We start from the raw sequence: 17,169 nt of genomic DNA on the forward strand, positions 1-17,169 counted from the left end.
TTGTGCGCAAGTTGTCCACAGGTTGGGAACCCGTGGTGGCTGAAGTCGGGCAACCCGGTCAGAATTTGGGCATGAGGAGGGGATGAAACCGGGCTTCGCCCACCGGGTGCGGCCGACGCGAGCGAGTCTGCGACAGCGGGAGGCAGCGGTGAGGACAGCGACTCTGGGGCCGGCGCAGCGCGCCGAGGCACTGGCGGCGATGGCGGAGCGCGAGCTGGACGTGCTGGTGGTCGGCGGCGGAGTGGTGGGCGCAGGCACCGCGCTGGACGCCGTCACCCGTGGCCTGTCCACCGGCCTGGTCGAGGCCCGCGACTGGGCGTCCGGCACCTCCAGCCGGTCCAGCAAACTGATCCACGGCGGCCTGCGCTATCTGGAGATGCTCGACTTCGCCCTGGTCCGCGAGGCCCTCAAGGAGCGCGGCCTGCTGCTGGAGCGCCTCGCCCCGCACCTGGTCAAGCCGGTCCCGTTCCTCTACCCGCTCCAGCACAAGGGCTGGGAGCGGCTGTACGCGGGCTCGGGCGTCGCGCTGTACGACGCGATGTCCATGGCCCGCGGCCACGGCCGGGGCCTGCCCATACACCGCCACCTCACCCGCCGTCACGCCCTGCGCGTCGCCCCCTGCCTGAAGAAGGAGGCCCTGGTCGGCGCCCTCCAGTACTACGACGCCCAGATGGACGACGCCCGCTTCGTCGCCACCCTGGTGCGCACGGCCGCGTCCTACGGCGCGAAGGTGGCCAACCGCGCGCGCGTGACCGGGTTCCTGCGCGAGGGCGAGCGGGTCGTCGGCGCCCGGGTGCAGGACGTGGAGGCCGGCGGGGAGTACGACATCCGCGCCAAGCAGGTCGTCAACGCCACCGGCGTGTGGACCGACGACACGCAGGCCATGGTCGGCGAGCGCGGCCGGTTCCACGTCCGCGCCTCCAAGGGCATCCACCTGGTCGTGCCCAAGGACCGCGTCCACTCCACCACCGGTCTGATCCTGCGCACCGAGAAGTCCGTCCTCTTCGTCATCCCCTGGGGCCGGCACTGGATCATCGGCACCACCGACACCGACTGGGACCTCGACAAGGCCCACCCGGCCGCGTCCAGCGCCGACATCGACTACCTGCTGGAACACGTCAACTCGGTACTGGCCGTGCCGCTCAGCCGCGACGACGTGCAGGGGGTGTACGCCGGGCTGCGCCCGCTGCTGGCCGGCGAGTCCGACGCCACCAGCAAGCTGTCCCGCGAGCACACGGTCGCCCACCCGGTACCGGGTCTGGTGGTCGTGGCGGGCGGCAAGTACACGACGTACCGGGTGATGGCCAAGGACGCCGTCGACGAGGCCATACACGGGCTCGACATGCGCGTGGCCGACTGTGTCACGGAGGAGACCCCGCTGCTCGGCGCGGAGGGGTACCAAGCCCTGTGGAACGCGCGAGCGCGGATCGCCGCGCGCACCGGACTGCACGTGGTCCGCGTGGAACACCTGCTGAACCGGTACGGCTCCCTGGCCGAGGAGGTCCTGGACCTCGTCGCCGCCGACCCCGCGCTCGGCGAGCCGCTGCACGCCGCCGACGACTACCTGCGCGCCGAGGTGGTGTACGCCGCCTCGCACGAGGGCGCCCGGCACCTGGACGACGTCCTCACCCGCCGCACCCGCATCTCCATCGAGACCTTCGACCGGGGCACCCGCAGCGCCCGCGAGGCGGCCGGGCTGATGGCACCCGTCCTCGGCTGGGACGAGGACCAGATCGCCCGCGAGGTCGAGCACTACGAGAAGCGGGTGGAGGCCGAGCGGGAGTCCCAGCTCCAGCCGGACGACCAGACGGCGGACGCGGCGAGGCTCGGGGCACCGGACATCGTGCCGCTCTAGCGGCAGCTGACGTTCACTCGAACGAGTGGCCGCTTTCGGGATCTCCGCTCGAACCCCGGCCGTTCTACCAGGTGCGAGGGCAGAACTCGGCGGCGAGCAACGCGGGTTCGAGGTGCGGGTCTGCGATCGCGTCGGTGTTCACCCGGAAGGTGAGGACCCGGCGGCCGTCGGCGGTGGCTGCGCTGCGCACGTAGCTCCCGGATATCCGGCCGTTGTGCCCCCACACCGTGGTGCCGCACGCCAGCTTCACCGGAAACAGCCCCATGCCGTACGAGCCGTGTGCGGCACGGGTGTCGAGCATCTCGCGCAGCCAGTGCGAGGGCAGCAGCCGGCCGCCGAGCAGGGCCGCGTAGAAGCGGTCCAGGTCGGCCAGTGTGGTCACCAGCTCACCCGCCGCGCCGGCCACGCGTGGGTCGAGCGCGGTGACGTCGGAGCCGTCGGCGGCGTAGGCCCGGCCGTGCGGTGAGGGCAGTGACCTGTCGGACCCGGGAAAGGAGGTACCCGTCAGACCCAGCGGAGCGATGACGCGGCGCTCGGCCTCGGCGGCGTAGGAGTGACCGGTGACCTGGCGGACGACCAGGCCGAGCACGACGTAGTTGGTGCTGGAGTAGGCGTAGCGGCCCGGGCGGGCCGGGGGGAGGGAGAGAGCGATGCGTACGGCCTGATGCGGAGTCAGCGCCACGGCCCCTCGGGTGGCTTCGGTGAAGTCGGCCAGCCCGCTGGTGTGGGTGAGCAGCGCCCGCAGGGTGACGCGCCGGCCGTCGGTGCCGCGCCCGCGGAGCAGTCCCGGCAGGTGCCGCTCCACGGTGTCGGACAGGGAGAGCCGGTGCTCCGCGGCCAGCTGGAGCACGACCGTCGCGATGAGGGTCTTGGTGATGCTCCCGGCCCGGAAATGGTCGGCGCGGGCGATGCCCCGGCCGGCGGCCGAGTAGCGGAAGCGGGTCCCGTCCGCGTCGGTGTCCAGGGCCAGCAGGGCCGCGGCGGGTGCCCTGCCGTCGCTGACGAGCAGCGGCAGGACCGCCTCCGTGGCCGCCGCCGGGGAGACGTCCCGGGAGGTGTCCTGGACGGCGGCCGGGGCGAGCAGCAGCGCGAGGGACACCGGTATGGACAGGACTGTCCGAAGCGTCGGCATACCGGTTCCTCCCTTCTTACGACCCATCATCCCGGTAAGCGGAACGCCTGCTTCAGGGGGGCTTCCGGGGCGGCGGGGGCGGGCTTTGGCCAGGGGCACCCTGGGCGTCGGCCACTTGTCGGGTGAGAGACAATGGAGGCTCTGTCAGGGCGGGTTGTATGAGGGGACGCATGTCGGAGGCGGAGCGGGCGGGTACATCTCGTCAGGAGACTCGTCAGGACAAGAACGAGCGGCGTCTCCTCGCGGGGCGGTACCGGCTGGGAGACGTGCTGGGCCGTGGCGGTATGGGCACGGTCTGGCGCGCCGAGGACGAGACCCTGGGCCGGACGGTCGCCGTCAAGGAGTTGCGGTTCCCGTCGAACATCGACGAGGAGGAGAAGCGGCGCCTGATCACGCGCACCCTGCGCGAGGCCAAGGCGATCGCCCGGATCCGCAACAACAGCGCGGTGACGGTCTTCGACGTGGTCGACGAGGACGACCGGCCCTGGATCGTGATGGAGTTGGTCGAGGGCAAGTCCCTCGCCGAGGTCATCCGCGAGGACGGCGTGCTGGAGCCGAGGCGCGCCGCCGAGGTGGGCCTCGCCATCCTCGACGTGCTGCGCTCCGCGCACCGGGAGGGCATCCTGCACCGGGACGTGAAGCCGTCCAACGTGCTCATCGCCGAGGACGGCCGGGTCGTGCTCACGGACTTCGGTATCGCGCAGGTCGAGGGCGACCCGTCCATCACCTCCACCGGCATGCTCGTCGGCGCCCCCTCCTACATCTCCCCGGAGCGGGCCCGTGGCCACAAGCCGGGACCGGCGGCCGACCTCTGGTCGCTCGGCGGCCTGCTGTACGCGGCGGTCGAAGGCACCCCGCCCTACGACAAGGGTTCGGCGATCGCCACGCTCACCGCGGTGATGACCGAGCCGCTGGAGGAGCCGAAGAACGCGGGACCGCTGCGGGACGTCATCTACGGCCTGCTGACCAAGGATCCGGCCCAGCGGCTGGACGACGCCGGAGCCCGGGCCATGCTCAACGCGGTGATCCGCGCGCCGGAGCCGAAGCCGCTGGACGCCACGCAGGTGGTTCCGCTGCCGGTGCAGTCCGGTGGGCCGGAGGGCAAGAGGGGCGAGGAGGCCGGGGAGAAGCTGCGCGGCGCGCTGCGGTCCGTCCGCAAGGCGGCGGGAGCGGCCACGGCGGCGACCGCGCGCACGAAGAGCGGGAGCGAGCCGACCGCGCCGGGTACGGGCGGCGCGGTGGGCGCCGGCGGTGTCGGGGGCGCGGTTTCCGGTGGGGCGCGGCCCGGCACGTCCGGCGGGGTGCGTCCCGGGTCCTCCGGTGGGCCGGGGGCGGGAGCCGGCGCGCGGCCGGGCGGTCCGGCGCCGGGTGCCACTGGTGTGCCGAACTCCAGCGCGAACAAGCAGAGTTCCGGCTGGCCCGTGGTGCCGCCGCCGGACCTGGACCTGCCGACGCGGCCGGTGCCGAGGGCGCCGCTGACCGATGTGGTGCCCAGGCGCACGCTGGTGGTCATCGCCGTGGTGGTCGTGCTCGCGGTGCTCGGGACCGTGCTGGCCTTCGCCCTGAGCGGCGACGACGGCAAGGACGACAAGAGCGGCGGGGCCAAGGCCGTTGCCGGCGCCAGTGCGTCCGCCAAGCGGGACAAGGGCACGGGCGGCGGTACGGACACCGGGAACCGGACGGACGGCACCAGTTCGGCCTCCGCGACCACCGGGGCGACACCGGACGCGGAGGCGAGCCGGTCCGCCGGCACCGACTCCGACTCCGCCGAGGGCTCGGGCTCCTCCGGCTCGAAGGACGGCGGGAGCGCTCCGGTGGTCTCCACCCGCAAGGGCGGCCAGGGGTACTCGATCGGGCTGCCCAAGGGGTGGAAGTACCAGTCCAGCGGGGCCGCCGGTGACCGCTACACCGGGCCCGACGGGCAGAAGCTGCTCATCGCCTGGACCGGCACGCCCAAGGACGACCCGGTCGCGGACTGGAAGAACCAGGAGCGCTACATGGTGCGCTCCCAGTACCACAGGATCCGCATCGAGAAGGTGGGCTACCGCGGCTGGAACACCGCCGACTGGGAGTTCACCTACGTCGAGGGCGGCACCGAGTACCGCACGATCGACCGGGGTTTCGTGGTGAACGACCACCTCGGTTACGCGCTGATGTACACCGCGCGGGACGCCGACTGGCACGGCGACCTGCGCGAGGACACCTGGAAGACGTTGACGAAGTCCTTCGAACCCAAGTCGTAGGCGTCGCGCGCCGGTTTGGTGCGGTGAGAATCCGTCATCCTCTCAATGCGGGTTGCCTCCGGCACGTATCGTGAAGGGTCGCGGACCGTACGCAGCCGCATGCGTGTGCGAAACGGGTCGTGAGGCGATCGGATGTGACCAACCGGGCGGCCGGGGGAGGCAAAGTGGACGACTACGCGGGTCGGGTGCTCGCCGACCGCTACCGCCTGCCACTGCCGCCGTCCGACGAGTACGAACTCACCGAGGCCCGCGCCTTCGACACCTACAGCGGTCAGGAAGTCCTCGTCCGGCAGGTGCCGTTGCCGGAGGTGGTCGAGGCCGAGGTGCTCGACGCGGAGGGGCTGCCCGACGGGTTCACCGCACGGGAGCGCGCGTCCCGCCGGGCGCCGGAGGCCAGGACCGCCACTCGGCAGCCCGCCGATCCGGCCGTGCGGCGCGCCGTCGAGGCCGCGCAGGCGGCGGCCGGCATCCCCGACCATCCCCGGCTGGACCAGGTCTTCGACGTGTTCGCCGAGGGCGGTTCCCTGTGGATCGTCAGCGAGCTGGTGAACGCCCGTCCGCTGGCCGCCCTGCTCACCGAGAGGCCGCTGACGCCGTACCGGGCGGCCGAGGTCGCCTCCGACGTGCTCATGGCGCTCCGGGTGCTGCACGCCCATGGCTGGGTGCACCGGAACATCACCGTCCGCACGGTCCTGGTCTGCGACGACGGCCGCGTGATGCTGACCGGCCTCGCGGCCGGCGCGGCGGAGGAGGCGCTCTGCGGGTACGACCCGGTGCCGGCTCCCGAGGGCCAGGACGAGGACCCGGGGGAGGTGCTCGGCACCGAGCCGGGTTCCGTCGGCGGCGGAACCGCGGGCTTCGGTCCCGGCGCGGGAGTCACCGACGTCTCCGCGGGTTCCGGGGGCCGTACGGGCGGGACGGCCGGCGGGCCGGCCGCGGACGTCGATCCCGAGGCCGCGCGGCGGGCCGCCATCCAGGCGCGGGCGGCCGGAGGGCTGCCGGCGCCGGGCGCGAACGGCGTCTCCGGTGCGGCGGGTCAGCCGGCGCTGGAGAGCGGCGCCGACGTCCGGGCCGCCCGGGCCGGGGCCATCGCCGCGTACCGGGCGGGCGCCCGAGCCGCCGCCCGGGTGCACGAGGCCCAGCAGGGCGGACGCCCCGCCCTGCCCGGCGCCCGGACCCCCGCCGACGGCGACACCGACACCGGCGCGGCACCGGCGTACTCCTCCGACGAGGGCACCGGCACCACGGCGCCGCCCGGCCGGACAGCCGACCCCTACGGGGTGCGCGGCGCCCCATGGCACGGCGCCGCACCCCGCCCCGGGTCGAGCGGCACGCCCCCGACCTCGGACAGCGATGCCCAGCGACCGGGGCTGCCGCCGGCGGAGTCGCGTACGGGGCAGGCGTCCGTGCCGGGTCAGGGGTACGGGCCGGGGCGGCAGGCGTCGGGGTCGGGGTCGGGCGAGGGGTACGGTCCGGAGCAGGGGACGGCGGAATCGCGTACCGGGCAGGGGTACGGGCCGGGGCACGCGTCTGTGCCGGGTCAGGGGTACGGTCCTGGCCCGGGGTACGGCCCAACGCACGCGTCCGCGCCAGGTGGTGAGCGGAGTCGGCCGGCGTGGTCCGGGCCCGGGGCCGGCCGCACCGGCGGCACCACGGCGCACTCCGAACTCACGCCCGCCCCCGCATCCGGCACCGGCCCCGGACCTGCCCCCGGATCTGTCTCCGCCGGGCTTTCCGTGCCGTCGCCGTCCGGTGGGGGTTGGGATCAGCCCGGGGGTGTGCGGCGAGGGCCCGGGACGGCGCTTGCCGCCGAGCGGGCGCGGCAGGTGCGGATGACCGTGGTGGGGCCGGTGACCGAGCGCTGGGCGCCGGAGCAGGCCGGGCCCGTGCACGAGAACTGGCAACTGGCGGCGCCGATCGGCCCGGCCACCGACCTGTGGGCGCTGGGCGCGCTGCTGTTCCGGGCCGTGCAGGGGCACGCGCCGTACCCGGAGGAGTCCACGGCCGAGCTGGTGCAGCTGGTGTGCGCCGAGCCGCCCGCCTTCGCGGAGGAGTGCGGGCCGCTGCGACCGGTCGTGGAGTCGTTGCTGCGCCAGGACCCCACCGAGCGGCCGGACGTGGAGGAGCTGAGCGGCTGGCTGCGGTCGCTGGTGCGGTCCGCGCCCGAGCCGGACGCCGGCACCCATGTCGTCCCCACGCCGCCCGCCGACCCGAGCCGGCTGCCGATCGTCCGGCGCCGTGGCGAGCTGGTGCGCCGGCGGCGCGCCGGACTGCCCGCGGCCCATCCGCACGGCCGGCACAAGCGGGCCCGGGAAGGCGCGCGTTCGCCGCGCAGCCTCGGCCGGACCCTGCTCCTGCTGATACTGCTCCTGCTGGCCGGCGCGATCGCGTACGCGATGTTCTTCATGCCGAAACAGGGCGAGAGCGGCGCGGCGGGCGGCGACCGTACCGGCAGCGCCGGGCAGACCGGCCCCGCCCCGTCACACACCCGGCAGCCCTCCACCGGGCAGAGCGCTCCGGGCGGTGGCGCCTCCGCGCCCGCGACCGAGACACAGACGGGCGGGGACCCGGCCGTCCCCGACGGGTTCACCCTGCGCAAGGACCCGGACGGCTTCCGGGTCGCCGTCGCCGAGGGCTGGGGGCGCACCCCGAAGAACGGCAGCGGCCAAGTGGTGTACGCGCACGGGAACTACGAGCTGATCGTCGTACCGGGGCGGGACGGCACGTCCGCGTACGGCAGCGATCCGATGGTCTATCAGCGGGACAAGGAGCGCGAACTCCAGCCGTACCGCGACTCCAGCTGGGCCACGGCGACCGGGCTGCGGACCATCGAGGTGGGCGGACGGACCATGGCCGAGGGGCAGTTCACCTGGACCGACGGACAGGGGAGGGACCTGTTCGTGCGGAACATGGCGCTGTTGCTGAACGGCCGCTATCACGTCGTCCAGGTGCGCGGTCCGGAGGCGGAGCGGGACGAGGTGACGCGGTTGTACGAGCAGGCTACCGCGACGTATCGCTACACCGGTTGAGCAGCGTGTGTCCGGCACCGGGCACTGCCGGTGCGGTTCCCTCTCTCGCGCGGAAATGACCATCGTCACAGTGCGGTTTCCTTGGCACCCCGCTGGTTCCCTGGGGGCAGGCCGGTCCTTAGTCTGACCCTGTCAAGAGCATTGCGGGGCAACGTGAATCAGATGCAGGGCCTGCTCATAGCGGGCCGCTACCGGCTCGCCGACTCCATCGGCAGCGGCGGCATGGGCCGGGTGTGGCGCGCCCACGACGAGGTGCTGCACCGGAAGGTCGCCGTCAAGGAGTTGACCGCCGCGCTCTACGTCTCCGACAGCGACCGGGCCGTGCTGCTCGCCCGTACCCGGGCCGAGGCCCGGGCCGCCGCGCGCATCAACCACTCCGCCGTCGTGACCGTGCACGACGTCCTGGAACACGACGGCCGCCCGTGGATCGTGATGGAGCTGGTCGAGGGCGCCTCGCTGGCCGACACGGTCAAGGAGCGGGGCCGCGTGGAACCGGCGGAAACAGCGCGGATCGGGCTGTGGGTGCTGCGGGCGCTGCGCGCCGCGCACTCCGCCGGGGTACTGCACCGGGACGTCAAGCCCGGCAACGTCCTCCTCGGCGCGGACGGCCGGGTCCTGCTCACCGACTTCGGCATCGCCCAGATCGAGGGCGACACCACCATCACCCGCACCGGAGAGGTCGTCGGCTCGGTCGACTATCTGGCCCCCGAGCGGGTGCGCGGCCACGACCCCGGCCCGGCCTCCGACCTGTGGGCGCTCGGCGCCACGCTGTACACGGCGGTCGAGGGGCGCTCGCCGTTCCGGCGGACCTCGCCGCTGAGCACCATGCAGGCGGTCGTCGAGGAGGAGGCGGACGAGCCGCGCCACGCCGGTCCGCTCACCCCGGTCATCGCCGCGCTCCTGCGCAAGGATCCGGCCCGGCGGCCGGGCGCGGAGGAGGCCGAGCAGATGCTCGCGGAAGCGGCGGAGGGCCGCCGACCGCGCACGGCCCAGGCCTTCGTCCCGACCCAGGGCTCGGGCATCCCCACGACCACCGACCGCCACCAGGCCCCGGGCCCGGGCACGCCCCCGCCCGGCCACGGCCACGGCGGCGGCACGGCGGGCGGCGGCTACGGTTCCGGGACGTCGGCCACGGGTTATGGCTCGGGCGCGTCCGGCGATGGCTACGGCTCCGGGACGTCGGCCACCGGCTACGGTTCGGGCGCGGCGGCCGATGGTTACGGCCCGAACTCCTCCGGCCAGAGGTACGGCCCCGGCGGCTCGACGGCCGCGCACGGTTCCGGATCTCCTGCCTCCGGCTACGAATCCGGAGCCTCCGCCCCCGCGTACGACCTGGGCTCCGTCGGCGCGTTCACGGTCCGTGGGCCGGCGCCCGCCCGGCCCCGTCGGCGGCTGCGCACCCTCGCGCTGGTCGTCGCCGTGGCCGCGGTGCTCGGCGGTGCCGGGGCGGTGGCGATCCAGCAGTGGGGCGGGCAGGACCCCGGGGCCGGCGGCGATGTGAGCCCGGCGCCCGCCGGCAGTGACACGGCCGGGGCCGACGGCGCGATCCCCGCCGGCTGGAGGACGTACCACGACCCGCTCGGCTTCAGCCTCTCCCTGCCCAAGGGCTGGAAGCGCAAGGTGTACGGCATCCAGGGCGACCTCAAGCAGATCGACTACACGCCCGACAACGGCAAGCACTTCGTCCGCGTCGCCATCGACGGCTCGCCGGACTTCGCCGACCCCCTCTCCCACCAGCGGGACCTGGAGCAGCAGCTCCAGCGGCTGGTCGACTACCGGCGCGTCACGATGAAGGAGAACATCTACCGCGACCGCGAGGGCGCCCGGTGGGAGTACACCTGGACCGCGCTGAAGAAGGACCCGCCGTACGTCCCCGGGCCGCGCCACGCGGTCGAGGAGACGTACTTCTCGCGCCAGGGCACCGAGTACGCCCTCTACATGTCCTCACCGGCCGAGGACTGGGCGACGACCAGCAAGCAGTTCACCTGGGTGCTGCGCGGCTGGCAGCAACCGGACGAGGGCTGAACCGGCCTCAGCGGTACCCGAGTCGGCCGAAAATGGCAGGCTGACCGGTGCGTCTTGGCCGGTCGGTGTCCCGGGGGGCACGGGCCCCGTGCGGCATGATGGGCGCATGGGGACCGAGGGAGCCGGCTTTCGGCTGATCGCGGGCCGTTACCGCCTGGAGGAACGCATCGGGCGCGGCGGCATGGGCGTCGTGTGGCGGGCGAGCGACCAGGTGCTGGGCCGTCAGGTGGCGGTCAAGGAGCTTCTGCCCGACGACGCGCTCCCGGACGACGACGCGCGCCGCCGCCGTGACCGCACGTTCCGTGAGGCGCGCGCGGTCTGCCAGTTACGGCACCCGCACATCATCGTCGTGCACGACGTGGTGGAGCAGGACGAACGGCCTTACCTCGTCATGGAGTTGATCGACGGCGGCTCGCTCGCCGACCGTATCGACCGGGACGGACCGGTCGACGCGGTCGAGGCCGCGCGGATCGGCATCGCCCTGCTGAGCGCGGTGCGCACCGCGCACGAGGCGGGGGTGCTGCACCGGGACATCAAGCCCGCGAACGTGCTGATCGAGTCCGGCACGGACCGGGTCGTCCTCACCGACTTCGGTATCGCGCAGGTCGAGGGCGCCACCACGCTCACCGAGACCGGTGCCTTCGTCGGCTCGCCCGAGTACACCGCGCCGGAGCGGATGTCCGGGCTGCGCACCGGGCCGGAGTCCGATCTGTGGTCGCTGGGCGCGCTGCTGTGCACGGTGCTCAGCGGCGAGTCGCCGTTCCGGCGCGACTCGCTCGGCGGCATCCTGCACGCCGTCGTCTCCGACGACATCCGCCCGCCGGCCGAGGCCGAGCCGCTGCTGCCCGTCGTCCTGGGCCTGCTGGAGCGCGACCCGGACCGGCGGCTGGGCGCGGCGGACGCCGAGCGGATGCTGTGGACGTATCTGGAGACGGGCCGGACGCCGGCCGCGCCGGGCGACCCGGGCCCCGCGGGAGCGCACGGCGGCGGCCTCATCCACCGGATCGGCGAGAGCCTCACGCAGAAGTCCCCGGCGCCGTACACGCCGACGCAGCGGGACCTGCCCCACGGCGGACCGCTGCCGGCCACCTCGGTCCGCCCGCCGCTCGAACCGCCCCCGGCGCGCTCGTCCCCACGCGGCCTCCTGGTCGCGGCGCTGCTCGTCGCCGCGCTGGCCGGGGCCGGCGTGTCGGCCGCGGCGCTGCTGCTGCACGGGAGCGGGGACGGGGACGGCGGCACCCCGGGCGGTACGGCGACGAGCCCGGCGACCGGGACCGGCACGGGAGGCACGGCGGTGTCCCCGTCACCGACCGGGACCGGCACGGGGGGTACGGCCGTCCCCCCGTCGCCGACCGGGACCGGGCCGGCACCGACCCTCACCCCCTCGCCCACCCGCGGCGCCGACTCGCGCACCGCGCCCTCCGGTTACCGCACGGCCCGGGACCCGGCCGGCTTCTCCCTCGCCGTACCGGAGGACTTCACCCGCAGCCCGCAGGGCAGGCGCGTCTTCTACCTGTCGCCGGGCGAGACCTTCCGCCTGGGCATCCGGGTCGGCGCGTCCCAGCCGGGCGGCCCCGAGGGGGCGATGAACCGCGCCGCCGCCGACGGCCCCTCCACCAACCCCGGCTACCACGACGGCCGGGTCGTCCGGACCACGCACCACGGACACCCGGCCGCGCTCTGGGAGTTCACCTGGGACGGCTTCAGCGCGGCGGAGGGCCCGCGCCACACCTACGACCTGTGCTGGGAGGAGAACGGCCGGCTGTACGACGTGTGGGTGTCGGCGCCGGTCGGGAAGGTGCGGGAGGCGCGGGAGTACTTCGACGTGGCGGTCGACACGTTCTCGGTCACGGGTGTGTGACCGGTTCGCCCTCCCGGTGGCTGCGGGCGGTGGGGGCGCGGTAGGGATGACGGCATGAGCAGTGACGGGGGAACCGGCCGCGCGGCCGACGACACGACGAGCTTTGTTCAACGAGAAGTTCAAGACCCAGGGCGACTACAGCCTGGGCATGAACGAGGCCACGAAGACGGTCCCGGACGCGGAGGCCACCTACCGCGGCCGGCAGGCCGCCCGGAACACCGTCACCTATCCGGGCGTCGACCAGTACAGACGCCCCCGCGAACTGCGGATCTTCTACTACCGCAGCACGTACGGGGACATGTACGAACTGGCCGTCGGCTATCCGGCCAAGGGCGACTTCACCGCCCGGGGCCGGGAGGTGGCGAAGGCGGCGATCGCCAACCTGGAGATCAGGAAGCCCTGAGCCCCCGGTACCTGCCCGGTGTGATCCCGAACTCCCGGCTGAACGCGTGCGAGAGGGCGTACGGGCTGCCGTACCCCGTCTCCCGTGCCACCGTCGCGAGCGGCGCGTCCGTCTCGCGCAGCCGGGTCGCCGCCAGGGTCAGCCGCCACCAGGTGAGGTACGCCATCGGCGGCCGGCCGACCAGCGCGGTGAAGCGGCGCGCCAGGGTGGCCCGGGAGACGCCCGCCTCGGCGGCCAGCCGGTCGGCAGTCCAGGGGGCCGCCGGATCGGAGTGCAGGGCGCGCAGGGCGGCCGTCGTGACCGGATCGTTCAGCACCGCAGGCCACGCGCCCGTCTCCGCCCCGGCCATCCACGCCCGGACCAGGTAGACCAGGAGCAGGTCCAGCAGGCTGGGCAGGGCCAGGCAGCCGCCCGGGCGGCGTTCCGCCAGCTCGCGCGCCAACAGGTCGACGGCCGCGCGCAGTTCCGGGTGCCCGCCCATCCGGTGGGGCAGATGCGCCACCTGCGGCAGCTCCGCCATCAGCGGGTGGGTACGGCTGCGGTCGAGACGGTACTTGCCGCACAGCAGCTCCACCTCGGGGCCGGGCCCGGTACGCCGTACGTCCGTGTCGCGCAGCTCCTCGAAGGGCACCGCCCGCCGTACCTCCGCCGGCTCGGCCGCCGCGTGTGCCAGCACGTGCCCGGCGCCGTGCGGCAGCAGCACCACGTCCCCCGGGCCCAGGGCGACCGGCGCGCCGCCCCCGTCCGGCAGGAGCAGGCAGGAGCCGCTCAGGACGACGTGGAAGCCCGCGCCCTCGTACGGCGCCAGCCGGACGCACCAGGCGCCGGCCACCCGCAGCCGGCTGGAGGAGGGGCTGCCCACCCGTACCGTCGCGATCGCATCGCTGACCACATCCATGAGACGACAGCGTATCCGTATGCGTCGATCACGCATTGGAATGCTCATCGCGGGCTCCTAGGGTCCTCGGTATGACCGATGACCGCGTACAGGGTTTCCTGATCGGAGACGTCGAGGTGCTCCGCATCGTCGAGTGGCAGGGGCCGTACGTGCCCGCCGCCGACCTGGTGCCGGGGTGCGGGCCGGAGGTGTGGCGGGACCATGCGGCGCAGCTCGTCCCCGATCACCGGGAGGCGGGCGGGGACCGGGCCGTGGTGACGCTCCAGACCTGGGTGCTGCGTACCGGCGGACGGACCGTGCTGGTCGACACCGGGGTCGGCAACGGCCGGGAACGCCCCGGCAATCCGCTCTTCCACCGGCGGCAGGGTGACTTCCCGGGCCGGCTGGAGCGGGCGGGCGTCCGGCCGGGCGACGTCGACGTCGTGATCAACACGCATCTGCACGCCGACCACGTCGGCTGGAACACCGTGGACGCGGGCGGCGAGTGGGTGCCGTCCTTTCCGGGCGCCCGTTATCTCCTCCCGGCCGCCGACGACCGCCACTTCGGCCCGGCGGGCGGCTACGCGGGCGGCGCGCGGCCCGTGGACCGGCTGGTCTACGAGGACAGTGTCGCGCCCGTGCACCGGGCCGGGCAGGCGGTGGTGTGGGAGGACACGTACCGGATCGACGAGCACCTGGTGCTGGAGGCCGCCCCCGGGCACACGCCGGGTTCCTCCGTTCTGCGGGTCGAGTCGCGCGGCGAACGGGCGGTGTTCGTCGGCGACCTGCTGCACAGCCCGGTGCAGATCCTGCGGCCCGAGTGCAGCAGCTGCTTCTGCCTCGACCCGGGGCAGGCGGCGCGGACCCGGCGGCGGGTACTGGAACGGGCGGCGGCCGAGAGGGCGTTGGTGGTGCCGGCGCACTTCGGCGGGGCCGGGGCGGTGGAAGTGAGGGAGACCGGACGGGGCTTCAGCCTGCACCGCTGGGCCGCGTGACCGGCCGCGCCCCCGTTTCCCGCCTCCCGCTTCGACAACGGCGTGGTGCGCACGGTACTCATGTGACATGACCGAAGACGGCGAACACCCGCCCGACGCACGTCTGATCGGCGGTCGCTACCGGCTGGCCGGACGCCTCGGCTCCGGGCCGTCCGGGACCGTGTGGCGCGCCCGGGACGAACAGGGGGAGGCGCTGGTCGCCGTCAAGGAGCCCCTGCTGCCCGGCGATCCGGAGACCGACGAGGACAGCCGGCGCATCGCGCACCGGCTCCACCACGAGGCCCGGGCCGCCACCCGGGTGCGGCACCCCTCGGCCGTGACCGTGTACGACGTCGTCACCGAGGACGGCATCCCCTGGATCGTCATGGAGCTGGTGGCCGGCGAGTCCCTGCGCGAGGTGCTGCGCCGTGGCCCGCTCCCCGCCGAAGAGGCCGCGCGCATCGGGCTCGCCGTGCTCGGCGCGCTGCGCGCCGCCCACGCCGTCGGGATCGTGCACCGGGACATCAAACCGGCCAACGTGCTGCTGGAGTCCGGCACCGGGCGGGTCGTCCTCACCGACTTCGGCATCGGCGACGGGCACGCGGAGGACGCGCCCGAGGGCTTCGTCGCTCCCGAGCGGGCGGCGGGGCCCGGCGCCGGCCCGGCCTCCGACCTGTGGTCCCTGGGCGCGCTGCTGCGCGCCACCCTGGGCGACGCGGAGCCCGGCCCGCTGGACCCGCTGCTGGACCGGCTGCATGCCGACGAGCCGGCGGCGCGGCCGGACGCGGCGGAGGTCGAGGCCGCACTCCGCGCCCACCTGGGGCTCACCGCCGTACCGGAACCGGCGCGGGAACCCCGCCCGCCGGCCGCCGGCCCGGCACCCGAGCCGGCACCGGCCCCCGCGCCCGCCTCCTCACCCGAGCCCGCGCCGGCGCCCCGCCGCACCCCCCTCACCGCCCTCGGTCTCCTCCTCGCCAGAAAAACCGAGGTCGACTGATCGTCCGGTGCTCCGCCCCAACGCCCTGATCAGCGCATTCACTGCCAGTGATCACTGGCAGTGTGTGAGCACTCCGTGAATCCCCGTTACCGACGGGTACACAAAGCCTCCGCCGCGGCATACCCTGCGCGTCATGACGGACACGCAGGCCCCGGACAACGCCGGTACCAACCCGCTCGCGCCCGCCCCCGAAGGCGCCCGCACCGCCGCCGACGTGGTCACCCCGGAGTTGGTGGCCCAGCTCACCAAGGGTGTCGTCGGCTCCGGCCGCACCGCGAACCACACCCCGTTCACCGGCGAGAAACTGGCCGACCTGCCCGAGTCCGCCCCGGAGGACGTCGCCAAGGCCTTCGAGGCGGCCCGCGCCGCCCAGGCCGTGTGGGCGAAGACCCCGGTACGGCAGCGCGCCGCCGTCCTGCTCCGCTTCCACGACCTGGTGCTGGAGCGGCAGGCCGAAGTCCTCGACCTGATCCAGCTGGAGACCGGCAAGGCCCGCCTGCACGCGCACGAGGAGGTGCAGGCCGTCGCCGTCGCGGCCCGCCACTACGGCCGCCGGGCCGCCGCGTATCTGAAGCCCAAGCGGCACGCGGGCGCCATGCCGACGCTGACGAAGGTCACCGAACTGCGCCACCCGCGCGGAGTGGTGGGCCAGATCGCCCCCTGGAACTACCCGCTGGAGCTGTCCGTCGGCGACGCCCTGCCCGCCTTCGCCGCCGGCAACGCCGTCGTGATGAAGCCGGACACGGAGACCTGCCTCACCGCGCTGTGGGCCCGTGACCTGCTCATCGAGGCCGGGCTGCCCGAGGGCGTCTTCCAGGTCGTCCTCGGCGAGGGCCCGGTCGTCGGCCCGGAGCTGGTCAAGCACGCCGACTACGTCTCCTTCACCGGCTCCACCCGCACCGGCCGCGAGGTCGCCGTCGGCGCCGCCTCCCGGCTGGTCGGCGTCTCCCTCGAACTCGGCGGCAAGAACGCCATGCTGGTGCTGGAGGACGCCGACATCGAGAAGGCCGCCGCCGGAGCCGTACGCGCCTGCTTCTCCTCCGCCGGTCAGCTGTGCATCTCCATCGAGCGGCTGTACGTCCACGAGTCGGTCGCCGACGCCTTCCTGGAGCGGTTCGCCGCCCGCACCAAGGCCATGAGGCTCGGCAACTCCCTCGCCTACGGCGCCGACATGGGCTCGCTGGTCGGCGAACGCCAGCTGAAGACCGTGCGGCGGCATGTGGAGGAGGCCGTCGCCAAGGGCGCCAAGGTGATCGCGGGCGGGGTGGCCCGCCCCGACATCGGCCCCTACTTCTTCGAGCCGACCATCCTCGACGGCGTCGAGACCTCCATGTCCGTGTGCGAGGAGGAGACCTTCGGCCCGGTCGTGTCGATCTACCGCTTCAAGAGCGACGACGAGGCCGTCGAACGCGCCAACGCCACGCCGTACGGGCTGAACTCCTCCGTGTGGACGGCGAACGCCCGCCGTGGCCGGGACGTCGCCGCCCGCCTGCGCACCGGCACGGTCAACGTCAACGAGGGCTACGCCCCGGCCTACGGCAGCGTCCAGTCCCCGATGGGCGGCATGAAGGACTCCGGCCTGGGCCGCCGCCACGGCTCCGAGGGCATCCTCAAGTACACGGAGGCCCAGACGGTGGCGCAGCAGCGGCTGCTGCCGATGGCGCCTTCGCTGGGGATGGACGACGAGTCCTACGCCCGCTTCATGAGCACGAGCCTGAAGCTGATGAAGGCCTTCCGGTTCCGCTGACCGACCCAGGGGCGCGGGGAACCGCG

The 17,169-nt window shown here is 74.1% G+C and carries 11 protein-coding genes; 9 read left to right on the forward strand and 2 right to left on the reverse strand.

The window, feature by feature from the left end:
* Positions 1-148 precede the first annotated feature (148 nt).
* A complete protein-coding gene (locus ACZ4WH_RS01190; protein ID WP_468174982.1) occupies positions 149-1,855 on the forward strand; it encodes a glycerol-3-phosphate dehydrogenase/oxidase in 1,707 nt (568 codons plus the stop codon).
* A 64-nt stretch (positions 1,856-1,919) separates the two neighbouring features.
* Here the strand turns inward: ACZ4WH_RS01190 and ACZ4WH_RS01195 are convergent, their stop codons facing one another.
* A complete protein-coding gene (locus ACZ4WH_RS01195; protein ID WP_468174985.1) occupies positions 1,920-2,987 on the reverse strand; it encodes a serine hydrolase domain-containing protein in 1,068 nt (355 codons plus the stop codon).
* A gap of 170 nt (positions 2,988-3,157) precedes the next feature.
* Here ACZ4WH_RS01195 and ACZ4WH_RS01200 point away from each other — a divergent pair, with 170 nt between their 5' ends.
* The 5 genes from ACZ4WH_RS01200 to ACZ4WH_RS01220 all read left to right on the forward strand — a co-directional run bounded on the left by ACZ4WH_RS01200 (position 3,158) and on the right by ACZ4WH_RS01220 (position 12,548).
* Positions 3,158-5,230, forward strand: coding sequence for a serine/threonine-protein kinase (locus ACZ4WH_RS01200; protein WP_468174988.1), 2,073 nt, complete (start codon positions 3,158-3,160; stop codon positions 5,228-5,230).
* A 164-nt stretch (positions 5,231-5,394) separates the two neighbouring features.
* Positions 5,395-8,259, forward strand: a complete 2,865-nt coding sequence (locus ACZ4WH_RS01205; protein ID WP_468174990.1) for a protein kinase — start codon at positions 5,395-5,397, stop codon at positions 8,257-8,259.
* A 162-nt stretch (positions 8,260-8,421) separates the two neighbouring features.
* Positions 8,422-10,284: a serine/threonine-protein kinase gene (locus tag ACZ4WH_RS01210; RefSeq protein ID WP_468175543.1), complete on the forward strand. Its 1,863-nt coding sequence runs from the start codon at positions 8,422-8,424 to the stop codon at positions 10,282-10,284.
* Between the two features lie 106 nt (positions 10,285-10,390).
* Positions 10,391-12,145: a protein kinase domain-containing protein gene (locus ACZ4WH_RS01215; RefSeq protein ID WP_468174993.1), complete on the forward strand. Its 1,755-nt coding sequence runs from the start codon at positions 10,391-10,393 to the stop codon at positions 12,143-12,145.
* 103 nt (positions 12,146-12,248) lie between these two features.
* Entirely contained in the window at positions 12,249-12,548 is a 300-nt protein-coding gene (locus ACZ4WH_RS01220; RefSeq protein ID WP_468174996.1) for a hypothetical protein, read from the forward strand.
* On the opposite strand, the gene ACZ4WH_RS01225 is transcribed toward ACZ4WH_RS01220, so the two are convergent.
* Positions 12,535-13,446, reverse strand: coding sequence for an AraC family transcriptional regulator (locus ACZ4WH_RS01225; protein ID WP_468174999.1), 912 nt, complete (start codon positions 13,444-13,446; stop codon positions 12,535-12,537). The genes ACZ4WH_RS01220 and ACZ4WH_RS01225 overlap by 14 nt on opposite strands.
* 71 nt (positions 13,447-13,517) lie before the next feature.
* On the opposite strand from ACZ4WH_RS01225, the gene ACZ4WH_RS01230 reads away from it, so the two are divergent.
* From ACZ4WH_RS01230 to ACZ4WH_RS01240, 3 genes are all read left to right on the forward strand, one after another.
* On the forward strand, positions 13,518-14,420 hold the full coding sequence (locus tag ACZ4WH_RS01230) for an MBL fold metallo-hydrolase (RefSeq protein ID WP_468175002.1): 903 nt from the start codon (positions 13,518-13,520) through the stop codon (positions 14,418-14,420).
* Between the two features lie 67 nt (positions 14,421-14,487).
* Positions 14,488-15,396, forward strand: a complete 909-nt coding sequence (locus tag ACZ4WH_RS01235; RefSeq protein WP_468175005.1) for a serine/threonine-protein kinase — start codon at positions 14,488-14,490, stop codon at positions 15,394-15,396.
* Between the two features lie 133 nt (positions 15,397-15,529).
* The gene (locus tag ACZ4WH_RS01240) at positions 15,530-17,143 is read left to right on the forward strand and encodes a succinic semialdehyde dehydrogenase (protein ID WP_468175008.1); all 1,614 of its coding nucleotides are present in this window, start codon (positions 15,530-15,532) and stop codon (positions 17,141-17,143) included.
* Positions 17,144-17,169 lie beyond the last annotated feature (26 nt).

The sequence above is a fragment of the Streptomyces sp. NPDC029138 genome (genome assembly GCF_055564375.1).

What these genes read in the sequence shown, in the direction of transcription:
- ACZ4WH_RS01210 (WP_468175543.1), top strand. Translation starts at nt 8,422, where the DNA reads ATGCAGGGCCTGCTCATAGCGGGCCGCTACCGGCTCGCCGACTCCATC.
- ACZ4WH_RS01200 (WP_468174988.1), top strand. Translation starts at nt 3,158, where the DNA reads ATGTCGGAGGCGGAGCGGGCGGGTACATCTCGTCAGGAGACTCGTCAG.
- ACZ4WH_RS01235 (WP_468175005.1), top strand. Translation starts at nt 14,488, where the DNA reads ATGACCGAAGACGGCGAACACCCGCCCGACGCACGTCTGATCGGCGGT.
- ACZ4WH_RS01195 (WP_468174985.1), bottom strand. Translation starts at nt 2,987, where the DNA reads ATGCCGACGCTTCGGACAGTCCTGTCCATACCGGTGTCCCTCGCGCTG.
- ACZ4WH_RS01230 (WP_468175002.1), top strand. Translation starts at nt 13,518, where the DNA reads ATGACCGATGACCGCGTACAGGGTTTCCTGATCGGAGACGTCGAGGTG.
- ACZ4WH_RS01240 (WP_468175008.1), top strand. Translation starts at nt 15,530, where the DNA reads ATGACGGACACGCAGGCCCCGGACAACGCCGGTACCAACCCGCTCGCG.
- ACZ4WH_RS01225 (WP_468174999.1), bottom strand. Translation starts at nt 13,446, where the DNA reads ATGGATGTGGTCAGCGATGCGATCGCGACGGTACGGGTGGGCAGCCCC.
- ACZ4WH_RS01215 (WP_468174993.1), top strand. Translation starts at nt 10,391, where the DNA reads ATGGGGACCGAGGGAGCCGGCTTTCGGCTGATCGCGGGCCGTTACCGC.